The 12,408-nt window shown below is 36.3% G+C and carries 10 protein-coding genes; 6 read left to right on the top strand and 4 right to left on the bottom strand.

The window, feature by feature from the left end; all coding sequences use genetic code 11:
• Both COE49_RS26160 and COE49_RS26155 read left to right on the top strand, forming a co-directional pair.
• Window positions 1-715, top strand: a 715-nt coding sequence (locus COE49_RS26160) for an RNA-guided endonuclease InsQ/TnpB family protein (protein ID WP_098946154.1), incomplete at its 5' end; no start/stop codon positions are given.
• A gap of 160 nt (window positions 716-875) precedes the next feature.
• Entirely contained in the window at window positions 876-1,595 is a 720-nt protein-coding gene (locus COE49_RS26155; RefSeq protein WP_088229882.1) for a class I SAM-dependent methyltransferase, read from the top strand.
• Between the two features lie 40 nt (window positions 1,596-1,635).
• Here COE49_RS26155 and COE49_RS26150 read toward each other — a convergent pair whose 3' ends face one another.
• On the bottom strand, window positions 1,636-2,034 hold the full coding sequence (locus COE49_RS26150; RefSeq protein ID WP_088229881.1) for a hypothetical protein: 399 nt from the start codon (window positions 2,032-2,034) through the stop codon (window positions 1,636-1,638).
• 137 nt (window positions 2,035-2,171) lie between these two features.
• Between COE49_RS26150 and COE49_RS26145 the strand changes: the two genes are divergently transcribed.
• The 4 genes from COE49_RS26145 to COE49_RS26130 all read left to right on the top strand — a co-directional run bounded on the left by COE49_RS26145 (window position 2,172) and on the right by COE49_RS26130 (window position 8,490).
• The gene (locus COE49_RS26145) at window positions 2,172-2,507 is read left to right on the top strand and encodes a hypothetical protein (RefSeq protein ID WP_088229880.1); all 336 of its coding nucleotides are present in this window, start codon (window positions 2,172-2,174) and stop codon (window positions 2,505-2,507) included.
• 250 nt (window positions 2,508-2,757) lie between these two features.
• Complete coding sequence (locus COE49_RS26140) at window positions 2,758-4,854, top strand: vWA domain-containing protein (protein WP_088229879.1); 2,097 nt, start codon at window positions 2,758-2,760, stop codon at window positions 4,852-4,854.
• An 81-nt stretch (window positions 4,855-4,935) separates the two neighbouring features.
• Complete coding sequence (locus COE49_RS26135; protein WP_088229878.1) at window positions 4,936-8,298, top strand: tubulin-like doman-containing protein; 3,363 nt, start codon at window positions 4,936-4,938, stop codon at window positions 8,296-8,298.
• Between the two features lie 57 nt (window positions 8,299-8,355).
• Window positions 8,356-8,490 carry a phosphonate ABC transporter permease gene (locus COE49_RS26130; protein WP_088229877.1) on the top strand — a complete coding sequence of 45 codons (135 nt, stop codon included), beginning with the start codon at window positions 8,356-8,358 and terminating at the stop codon, window positions 8,488-8,490.
• 79 nt (window positions 8,491-8,569) lie between these two features.
• Here the strand turns inward: COE49_RS26130 and COE49_RS26125 are convergent, their stop codons facing one another.
• From COE49_RS26125 to gerSA, 3 genes are read right to left on the bottom strand one after another with little or no spacing between them, the layout of a single operon-like run.
• Window positions 8,570-9,706 (bottom strand): Ger(x)C family spore germination protein, encoded by a 1,137-nt coding sequence (locus COE49_RS26125; protein WP_088229876.1) that lies wholly within the window; start codon window positions 9,704-9,706, stop codon window positions 8,570-8,572.
• Window positions 9,707-10,804, bottom strand: a complete 1,098-nt coding sequence (locus COE49_RS26120) for an endospore germination permease (RefSeq protein ID WP_088229875.1) — start codon at window positions 10,802-10,804, stop codon at window positions 9,707-9,709.
• The gene (gerSA, locus tag COE49_RS26115; protein WP_088229874.1) at window positions 10,801-12,339 is read right to left on the bottom strand and encodes a spore germination protein GerSA; all 1,539 of its coding nucleotides are present in this window, start codon (window positions 12,337-12,339) and stop codon (window positions 10,801-10,803) included. Before gerSA ends, COE49_RS26120 begins: the two co-directional genes overlap by 4 nt.
• Between the last annotated feature and the right edge of the window lie 69 nt (window positions 12,340-12,408).

The following is a 12,408-nucleotide window of genomic DNA, read 5'->3' as shown; positions in this document are numbered from 1 at the left end:
AACAAGCCAACAACTACCAAAAAACAAGAAACCATCCAATCCAAGAGTTACCTTTGATGGTCGTCACTGGTGGATTAGTGTAGGGTTCGAAGAATCCTTTGAAGCACAAGAATTAACCAATGAGCCGATTGGTGTGGATGTTGGTTTAAAAGAGCTTTTTGTAGCTTCTAATGGTATGAAAGAACGAAATATAAATAAAGATGCCAAGTTTAAAAATCTTTTGAAAAGGAAAAAGTCAGCGCAAAGAGATATGTCTAGGAGATCTAAAAAAGGTGCAAAAATTCAATCTGCCGGATATGAAAAAGCGAAAGCTGAGCACCTGCGGTTATCTAGGAAAATTATGAATATCCGAAATAACCATATCCATCAAGCAACAGCTAAATTGGTGAAAACCAAACCAAGGAGGATTGTTGTGGAAGACTTATCTATCTCAAACCTGTTAAAAAACAAAAAACTATCGAAAGCATTTTCCTTTCAAAAATTAAACTTCTTCTTTCAATGTTTATCATACAAGTGCGAGAAGTATGGCATTGAGTATGTAAAAGCTGATAAATGGTTCGCCTCAAGCAAGATTTGCTCATGTTGCGGCGTAAAATACGACCATTCCGTTCAATCAGAAGGACAGTGGAGTTTAAAGATTCGTGAATGGGACTGTGTTCCATGCAATAGCCATCACGATAGGGATGTAAATGCTGCGATAAATTTATCAAGATGAGTAAAATAAAAGCTTGATAATAGGAGGTAACGATACTGCCTCGTGTGGAGTGTTATACCCCTCGTCCCTTCGGGGTTGCGAGAACACGGTGAAGCACTAACTTGTATAAATTTGATTGAATTGTATAGATTTAGTTAAGTTTATCGTATCGGAGAATCCCATGAGACGAAACGTATATATAGATTTTCTAGCTTATTACGGAATAGGGAGTGCCCATCCTGGTGGTTTTACATTAACGAAACAATTGTTAGAACAACTACCTCTTAGACATGAAGCGAATGTTCTTGAGATAGGTTGTGGCACTGGAAAAACAGCGGCGTATATGACAAAAAGATTTGGTTATAAAGTAACAGCGGTTGAAAAGAATGAAATTATGATTCAAAAGGCGAAAGATAGATGGATGTTTGAAGGATTGAATATACAATTAATTCAAGGGGATGCAGAACAATTACCTTGCCTAAACGATTCATTTGAGTTTGTGCTTGGGGAATCGATACTAGCTTTTACAGATAAAGAAAGAGCTATATCGGAGTGCTATCGTGTGTTACAGAAGAGTGGCAAGCTTGTTGTTATTGAAATGATTATTGATACACATATTGAGAAAAAAGAGGAAGAAAAAATTACCCAGTTATATGGGATGAAAGAACTATTAACTGAGAGAGAGTGGGTACAATTATTCCAAAAAGCAAATTTTAAAAGAGTTAAAATTGCTGGCGGTGGTACAATTGCAGAAACGATCTCCAGCTACACAGAAGAGCCAGAATGGAATGTATCATCATATATTCCAAACGATTTATATGAGGCGTGGGTACAGCATGAACATGTAAGACTTATGTACCAACATGTTTTAGGACATCGCATATTTATATGTGAAAAATAAAGAAAAAGAGTTGGCTAAAGATAGCCAACTCTTTACTATGTTAAATGAAAAATAATGCAGCTAAAGTAATTCCGAAGATAAAACCAAATCCGAGTTCAACGCCCCAGCCACAACCACCGCCGCCCCAGCCGTCTCCGCAACCACAATTACCGCAACCACGACCTCCACAGCCGCAGCTACTAAATCCACCACCACAACCAAATCCACAATTGTCACATCTGCTAAGGCCACCACAAAGGTCGCAACCACCGTTTGCATATGCATCGTAGTATCCGAATCCTGTATCAAAAGATGAGCGTTGTTGCACTGGTTCAATCCATACAGAGCTTCGTGTCACATCGATTATTTTTCCTAAATGAACCCGCCCATCACGGTCTTCAATCCGAACAACTTTTCCGAAGTACCGCTGGCATGTATCATAACATCTTTGTCTATGCATGTTCTTTCCTCCTTCCCCATTACAGTAATACGATATGTAAGGGGGACAAGTGCGGCTTGTACGAATGACCTATCTCTTATAATTGTTATGTGAAAGGGGAAATATAGGAAAAGGATTATAGTAAGGAGGAAAAGGTAATGAAATCTACAGATCAGTTTCAGACATACGAAGTACCGTGGGAAGCATTTATTGAGGCCTTACGGGATGAAATGAAAAAACAAGTAGGGGCAGATATTATTGATACGGTAGTTTGCAATTTAGAAGATGGCTTTGAAGTGTATACATATATACAAGGTGATTTAGAATTTGAATATAAAGAAGCGCTTGAAAGAAAATACGGAAGTGATGCAAAAACGCCTAATGTGTTAACAATTATGTTATTAGCTAGCATTTATAGTACAAGTGAAGAGAATATACGCTTGCATGCTGATAATAAAGATAATCCAATTGTCGAAGTGTATGTGAAGAAATAAATCGAACTTTTTGTTATGTGTTTTCAATATGAAAAGTAGGAAAAGTCTGTTTTAAGTGTAGAACTTAAACAGGCTTTTTTACCTATATAGTGGGATAGGAAATGGTAGAAGAAATATTACCAAGTTTATATTCCTGTTTACATAATAAAGTTATGATAGGTTAGTTGTCCTAAAATACAAGTCATATATCTTGTTTCCTCTCATAAATTTAAACATAGGAATTTGTCTACAAAGGTGGCGAAGCCTCATCATGAAAATCCGAATTTGTGCCACGTTCATGTTGTTTCTATTTATATGTTTACCTTTATCAGCTTTTGCAAAAGGAGAGGGGGCAAAGGAAAGGGTCGTTTCACTTGTATATGATGATTCAGGCAGCATGAGAAATAACGATCGCTGGAAATATGCCAATTACGCTTTGCAAAGTTTAGTTGCGCTATTAGATGAAAAAGATACATTTTCTTACGTTCCAATGAGCAAACCGAATAATCCGTTAAATATTTCATTAACAAAGGATAAAAGACAAACAGAAATTGCTGGAATTGGAGCGTGGAAAACATATTTAAACACGCCATTTAGCGCAGTAGAAACGGCGATGGAATCTATAAAAAAGGAAGCAGATATAGATGGAAAACGTGAATTTTGGCTTATTGTATTAACTGACGGGGCATTTAATGATTTAGAAAAAGATAAAGTTGGCGGAAAAGAACAAATTACACAGAAGTTAGCGCAGTTTAAGAAAGAAATGGATGCAAAAAAGATATCATTACATCCAGTCTTAATTACGATGGAAGAGGATTTAGAGCAGCAAGAAAAAAATCAACTAAATACGTTTAAAGAAATATGGAAGAAAGAGATAAATGGAGTTACGATGCCATCAAGTGGTGAGGATGGTATTGTAAAAAGTGTAAATCAAGTAGCAGCGTTAGTTGCAAATCGTGATCCGTTTTCCTCTGTTGAATCGATTGTAAAAACGAAAGTAGTAGGGAAAAAAGTAGAGATTACGACACCATTTCCATTAAAGCGTATGACGCTTGTACGACAATCTCCTTCTTTGCCCGATTATCAGGTCACGAAAATTTCTAAACCGTTACAATTACAATCTTCTTTTTCCATACATGCACCAGGAGAAGCGAAATTATTCGGTAATATAGTTCATATCAGTACGGAAAATCAGGAAGTCATTAAGCCAGGAACATATACGATAGAAGTGGACCAGGACATTGAGAAAGAAGGGTTACAAGTACTTGTTGAACCGGCGCTAAACTATACTGTTTCTACTTACGACAAAGATGATAAAGATCGAAAAAATGTTGAGGAAATGTATGAAGGTGTGACAGCTGTTATTGAAGCAAAACCTACCGAATTGCCAGTTCAGTCATCTTACTTCCAAACAGAAATAGAAATAAATGGAAAACAATATGCGATGAAGTGGGACGATAAAAGACATGTGTTTTATTACGAAACGAAGCTTGCTAAAGGGTTAGTGCGTGGGAAAGTTCATATGAATATAAAGGGATTTTATAGACAAACGAAAGAATTCAAAATTGAAACAGCTAAAAAGCCAGCATTATCACTTCAAACTGTTACGAAAGATTATGAAGAAAAAGTAACGAATTTAGAGAATAGCAAACCGTTCATTTTACAACCAAAGTTAGATGGTAAACCGATGACAGAAGAAGCTGTAAAAAAACTATTAAAATCTACTGGTGTCACATCTAAACAATCAATCAACTATGAAATAAAGCAACACGGTAATCAGATTTATGTTTACCCTCGTCCACATTACTCCGACACATTCAATTTTACAGATACCGGCACCGTAGAAGCTACCATCATAGTGCAGGATTCAAAGTTACAAGAAGTGAAGAAAAAAATATCGCTCCATATTCAAAATGCACCATTTTATGAAAAATATGCGCTTATTTTTAAGTTTGTTATTCCTATCACTTTATTACTGTTAATAGTAGGAATAATCGTTTTAGGATGGATTGTTCGCCCGAGATTTCACCGGAAAGCACTATTATACTATGAATGGGATCAAGAGGTAGCGAAAGATTGGCTATATCAATCAGAACCAGAATTACTTCGAAATAAATGGTGGAAGCATTATTTTGGTATCCCATTTAGAGCGGAAAGAAAAACTGTGCAATCCGTTACGTTTATAGCAAAGAAAGGATCAAAATCGATATTTGTAGCAAAAGAATCACAAGTAGTAGGAATGATTATTGATGGGATGTTTATAACAGAGGACGAAGTAGGAATGGAACATAAGACACTATACCCAAATGAACTGTTAGTAATTGATAGAGGATATGGTAAGGAGATTTACAGGTACGAATGTGAATAGTAGATCGGGATAAGAGGGTAGTGGATTCGTTACGTCCTTTCTCCTTCTTTTTAAACAAGCAAGAATAGGAAGGTGGTTCACATGACATTACAAGTTCCAACGATATTAATTGGTTTAGGTGGAATCGGTAGTACTGTGACACATCAAATATATGAAAAATTACCAGAAGAACGTCGTAAGAAGGTAGCAATGCATGTATTTGATACAGATGTGAATACATTGAGTAAGTTTGATCATATTCGGAAATTTAAGACGCAAACGAGTTCAAGTAAAACGCCGAGAGAGTATATTGCGGGAGATCCAACGATTCCAGAGTGGTTTCCGATGGATCCGACTATACTTGATAAACCGTTAACAGAAGGTGCAGGACAGTTACGCGTCATTTCCCGTTTAGCATTACGTGCTGCGATGAAAGAAGATAAATTGACATCCTTTTGGCAAGAAATTGAGAAGATTTTTCCGGTTACAAGTGATCAGACAGAATATGGTGTGCGTGTCATTATTGTAACATCACTAGCGGGCGGAACAGGTTCAGGAATGTTTTTACAAATCGCATTATATTTGCGTGAAATGCTTCGGAAAAAATTACAGCATCATAACATTTTAATACGTGGTGCGTTTTTAATGCCGGATGTTTTAGTGAAGACGAGGACGGTTAGTGCGAAAGAATTTGAAACTGTGCAAGCGAATGGCTATGCGTCTTTGAAAGAGTTGCACGCTATTACGCTCGGTTCTACTGGGGAATTATCAAAACGTGGTGGTGTAACAATTGAATTAGAATACCGTCCTGATCAAGTGGATGAGGATGGAAGAACGAATCATACAATTAAACAACACCATTTACCATACAATTATTGTTTCTTGTATGATTACGAAAACTTACATGGACATCATTTGCACAACTTATCGGATTATATGGAGCAAATGGCAAATACGATTTATTTACAATTATTTAGTCCAATGTCCACGAGTCATTTTGCACAAGAAGACAATCAAATTCAGCAATTGGCGGAATCAAGTGGGAAAGGGCGATATTGCGGAGCAGGAACGGCAAAGCTCATTTATCCATATGAACATGTGTTAAAATATTGTGCTTTAAAATGGGCTGTGCAGGGATTAGATGAATCGTGGCTTCATTTAGATCAACTGTTTCAAGAGAAGAAGCAAAGATATGACCAAGATGTAAAGCGTGGTATGCAACGTGAAAAACCAGAGCGAGGTAAAAGTTATTTAGAGGACTTAGAGCATCTTGCTACTCGCCCAGAACAAGCTCATATTTTCTATAGACAAATGTACAATGAAACACGTGAAGGAGCAGAGGGCGGTAAGCTCGGAGTTGCGAAATCTAAACTGTTTTTAGAGGCTGTAGAAAGTTATGTACAACGAACGGTGCAAAAAGATGAGGAATTAAATCGTCTGCAGCACGAGTGTAAAATTTCGGCTGCGAAACTGAAAATGATGGAACAAATGAAAGGGGAAGTAGCAAGAGTTGATCATGCGGTTCGTTTATATGCGTATGCGATTCCGAGTCGTGTACATGAACATGTAACAACTCTTTTATATGACATGATTGAATCGGACCGTTTTTCACAAAGCGGATCTGAAGGACAGTCCTATCAATTAAATACATGGTTTTTAAAGAAAACAGACCCTGTTCATCCAGTAGCAGCACGTTTTATGTTATACGAAATTCGAAAGCAGTTAGTAGAAAAAATGAATCGATTACATGAAAATAATGAACAAAAGCGTAATTTAATTCAAAACTACGATAAGAAATTTAATGTGAGTAATATTGATGGGACGGTAACGGCTGTACGCCGAGTAGAAATTGCTCAGCAACAAGGTTGGTTCGGAAAAATGGTGAATAATCAGCAACGTCTATTCAAAAAAGAGTTTGAAGACATCGTAACGCAATACGTACACAAATTAAATGAGTATCGTAAAGAAATGTTATTAGAACTTGTGTATCAATCACTATATCAAGCAGTTAATAAAATGATTCAATATTGGGAAAGGTTTTTTGATAATTTACACGAAACACGTGAAAATTTATTGTTTGAAATTCAAAAACGAAGCAAGGAATTTGAAGGGAAAACAAACCCGACGAATGTATACGTATTAGCTGAAGAGAAGTTGCAAGAAAAGATTTGGCAAGATATGCAGCAACATTTAAATTTAGGTGTATTACCGAAAGATATATCTGCGGAAATTTATATGAGTTTGTACGGAGAATATTGCAGGGATGCAAAGACGGAAGAGATTCAGTCGAAAAAGGTTGAAGATTTCTACCGTGAACATATACTGAGCTATTGTTATGACGAACTACAAGTACGCTATCGTGATAAATTAGAGCTGAATATTGTAGAGGCGTTACGAAAAGAAGCAGATTATAAGAAACGTGACCGTGATGAATACGTTCGCGAAAAAATTGAAGACCTTTTCCATTTAGCAAGCCCATTCGTGCCGAAAGTTTCCCATCATAGAGAATTACAATATTGGGGTATACATCCATCTTTAAAGAAAGAACTGCAAGAGGAATTAATTCAAGAGATGTTTAAAGAAAAAGATACAGTGCATGAAGCCTTTTCGCCATTTGAAGTAATCTGTTATCGGGCGCATTACGGCTTGTCGCTACAAGACTTTCCTAAATTATCATCAGGACATATTGCGAACGGGTTTATGAATGATAAAGGTGACTACTTCCAATCGTATTATCGCCGCGTGAACAAATTAAATAGTAAAAAATCTAGTTTAACACCGCATTTAGATAAGTATTGGCACTTACCGGCCTTTATGCCAGACTTGAATGCGACTCAAACAAAATTAGACTACGATAAATGCAATCGAGCTCTTCTATACGCGTATATGTATCGCTGGATTAGTTTAGTTGCGGTTGATGGGCAATTTGTGTATCAATATAACGGCGTTGGACGTAGCTTCTTAATTCAGTCGATGGGGAAAAATATTTCAAGTGAAAGTTATAAATTACACAGAGCATTACTTCATAATCCGTTCATTTATGAAAATATCTTATCCAGGTTTGAAGAAGAACAAGAAAAAGCGATGATACAAGGTGGACATTTATATACACATCCGTTCGTATTAGGAGCCCAAGATGTAAGATGGCTCAGAAAAGAACACGTACACAATATTTTAGATATGATTTTAATGTACGATCGTGAAGCCAAATATGATCCGACGTTAGAAGAAACGTCAGATGAATTATTAAGGTTATTCCTTGATGAAATTGAGTTATACTTCCAAAACTATTACGGTACAGGTGCCGACATGGTTGCAAAGAAAGAAAAAGAAATGTTTATTAAACAATTATGGGATCGTTCGTATGCGAAAGGGTATGTGGATCCAAATAGTGCACCGTATAAAAAGTGGCAAAATTTATTACACGTTCATGATGAAGAAGAAACTCCAAAAACGAATGTATAATGAATGAAAAGGGAATCCTTAAAAGTGGCAATACAACTTTAGAAAAGAGGGATTCTGATGCCGTTTTTAGGAAGTGTATATCAAATATTTGGATTATATCCGGAAATTTATTATGGGATGATTTCAGCTGAAATCGCAGAGCAACAAAGGTTGGAACAGGCGGAAAACGAAGAAACAGAAACAGAAGCATGACTATATAGGAAGCTTCAAAATAGAAATGATAACACTCTATTTGCTCTTTGAACGTATAAGAGCAAATAGAGTGTTTTTACTATTTAATAATACCGCTTTCTAAAATTTTAATTGTAGGTGTTACTTTTACACTTGCCTTTGAAAAAGATTTCGGCCAATCATCTTCAACCTTTTTCCATTCTTTATATTGAAATGCTCTCGCATAATCACCAAATCCGAATGGATCAAGTTGCTGTTTTTGAATTTTGTGGATTAATTCATTTAAATCTTTATTTAGTTGTTTTGTAATAAGTGCAGTTAATTTCTTTTGGTCTTTATATATATCCATGTTGAATGTCATCTCAGCTATGGATATATTAAAATTCATTTTAATATTAAATTGGAAATGGTTATCGTTATAGCCGGTCCCAATCATACGTTTGATGGTAAGAACGTTTATTGTTATGAAATCGCCGCCGTCTGTATCTTTTAAAGCACTATTACTTTCAACCGAATCAGAAGGAATCTTCATTGTAAGAGAAACAGGTGTATTAGCTTTCTTTTGTAACAAAAGAAGAAGGGCGCTTTCATAACGATTTAATGACATTTTATAGATTCCTCGAGAAGTTAATAATGCAGAACCAGTAACAATTACGTCTTTTTTTCCTTTTTTTATTTCTGAAATTGCAGGTGTAATCCCTTTATTAAACGTTTGTCTGTGAAATTCATGGAATGTGGTAAAAACAGTCCGATTGTATAGTTTGTTCGTGTTAATTAAATCTGTTAAATACTCAGGAAGAGCGGGCTTATCTTTAAAGTTATTATATATAACAGAAGAAATAGGACCATTTACTGCAACCATGCGCATGTTTCCAGTGTTTTTGGGGTCACGATACCAAACATCAAGGTAAGGCATAGCACCTTCTTGTTTTAAAAAATTTGTGCTAAATAAAATGAGCTGTAACTTTTCTGTAGATACTAAACCGCCACTTGAACTATTAAAAGCTGCTTTTGCTTCTCGAGGTGTACGTACTTTCGCTTCATGTGTTTCGTACTTTTTTTCTACGTCTTCATTAAAAATAGGATTTACGTGGTACACAATTAAATTTCCTTTCGCTCTTGCGTCAAAACCGTAAATTAATGAAATCGATTGTTTTTCTAAGTCTAGCCGATCTCCACAGCCTGTTAAAAAGGTTATGAGAAAGCAAAGTATAGTGAAATGAATAAAGCATCTCATTTAAATTTTTCTCCTTTTCCAATACTGATAAAGTGTCATGTATAAGAGAAATACGACTGGGAATAGAAAAACGATAAAATAACTGGCAGTTCCCCAAAAATCCCGCAACGCATTTATTTGGTAAGAGGAAGGGATATAAAAGAATAAAACGACAATACACCCGATTAATAAAAACCAAATAGGTAACGAACTCCCTTGTTTGTTACGTAATTGATTGATTCCATCTGAAGCAGTGAAAATATAAGGAATACAAGAGTCAAAAATAATGAAGAGATAAAATGATAAAAAGATAATTTCAAATCGTTCCAGAAATGAAAAGTGAAATGGTGTAACAAGAGAAAGCGTAGGCCATAAAAACTTAGTTATGCCATCTGGGCTAAAATAAACGAAAGAAACGAACGTAACTTGTAGGTAAACGAATAACGTAATCATATTTGCGAGAACGATGCCTTTTTTTGCAGCTGATTTGTTAGTTAGATAGGGATAAAGGACAAATGCAAACTCGAATCCGAGAGACGCAATGATAGTTGATTTCACTGTGGTAACAACTGGTAGCCATCCTTCCTTTAGAAAGGGAAGAAGATATATCCAATGACCATCTTTAAGAGGAATAAACAATAGTAATGGTATCCAGAGGGTAAAAAGCACAGTGAAAACGGCAAAGCGACTAATAATAAGTACACCTTTACATGCGAGCATCAGCATTGGAATAGATAGTAAAATCATAATTAAAAACATTGGAGTTCTAGGTAAAATCCAAATATGGATGACATATAAAAGAGAAAAGATTAAGGAGACCGCAGCAAGTATAGCGTATAGAATCCAAAGAAGCATAGCGAATTTTCCTAGCCACTTCCCAAGATAACGAGTCAGCACATCAAGTAAAGTATATCCAGGATGCTTTTCCATAATTTTCACAATGCATAGACTGACTAAAGTAGTGATAGCGCATCCAATAATAATAGAAATCCATCCATCTGTATTTGCTCCTTGTGCAACTTCACGAGGGAGTGTAAGGACACCGAATCCTACTTGAACACCACTAATCGTTAAAATGTATTGGAATAAACTAATCTCCCTCTTTGCAAGCTTTGTCACTTATCTTCCTCCATTTCCTCTATATCCGGTTGTCGATTGTCTTGTTTTAAGTTAAGGGATAGTGGGCGTTTCTTCATTATTTTCCATGGTAAACGTACAAGAATATCTTTTAAATCCGAAGCAAATAACGGAGAAAAAGGACTACCATAAGGAACACCGAGAGATTCCATAGAAAGAATATGAATAATGATGATTGCCATCCCAACCATAATGCCAATGACACCAAATAAAGAAGCAATCATCATCATTGGGAATCGAAGGAGCCGAATTCCTGCAGACATCTCCAGGTTAGGGATAATGAAAGAAGCAACCGCAGTAATCGATACGACGATAACCATAACGTTACTTACTATTCCTGCTTGAACTGCAGCTTGTCCGATTACAATTCCTCCTACGACCCCGATTGTTTGTCCAACGGGACCAGGAAGCCGAACTGCGGCTTCACGAAGCATTTCGAGTACTAATTCCATCAGTAGTGCTTCAAGTATAGGAGGGAAAGGGATTTTAGCTCGAGATTCTCCAATTGTTAATAATAACTTCAGTGGAATGACTTCATAATGAAAAGAAATCATAGCAATATAAAGAGCGGGAGCAAAAATTGCAATAAATAATCCGGTGAAACGAAGGAGTCGTATAAAAGATGGGATCATTGGTCTAAAACTATAATCATCTATCGTCTGAAAAAAAGATGAAAAAGTCATAGGACCAATTAATACGCCTGGTGAGCGATCTACAACAACAGCAATTCGTCCATCCAGAATGTGATGGGCCGTTGTGTCAGGGCGTTCAGTTATTGATAATTGTGGAAAGAGAGTATAGGAGTTATCTTCAACAAACCCCTCTAATTCACCGGTAGTAATAATGGCATCTACTTTTATTGACTCGATACGGGATGCCATTTCTTGTACGACATCTTCGTTCGCGACATCTGCTAGATAAAGCAAAAAAACTTTTGAAGTTGCTCGTTCGCCAACAGTGAATTCTTTCACTTTCAATTCTCGATTTGGAATATATCGACGAATAAGAGCGAGACTGTCGCTTGCTACTTCATTAAATCCTTCATGAGAGCTTTTTATGGAGCTCTCTGTTGTAGGTTCTTCAATACTCCTTTTTGGCGCCGCTTGCGTATCAAGCTTTAAAGCGGATGCTTGCCCATTTATAAATAAAATGCTTTTGCCATGTAAAATGGACTGTTCAATGTCTGTCCACTGTTGAACCTTTGTAATATTTCCAATAGAAACAGAGGATTCCCAAAAATCGTCCTCATTCCATTCTTTAAATAAGAGAGGACGAAGAATGTCTACGTTAATAACAGTTTTATCTACAAGTCCTTCCATATATATAAGTGCAGCTTCTTGTCCGTTTTTTAACGGGAAAGTGCGTGTAATTAATTCTGGAATACCGCTAAACAATTTGGACAAGTGCTTTAGATTAAGTGGAAGAGAAGAAGAAATAGGTTTACTTAATGTATGATTAGCTTGCTCTTGTGCGGAAAAAGATTTTTCTCCACGTATCCATTTGTTATAAGACCCCATTTGTTTGCTTACCCCTTGTTATGTATTATCCCACTATTTGTAGGCAGTAAGACCCCACCTCAAAATTCA

This window comes from Bacillus sp. AFS029637 (genome assembly GCF_002584985.1).
Classification (GTDB): Bacteria; Bacillota; Bacilli; order Bacillales; family Bacillaceae_G; genus Bacillus_A.
The sequence above is the reverse complement of the archived record's forward strand: the minus strand, read 5'-3'. Positions and strand labels throughout refer to the sequence as shown.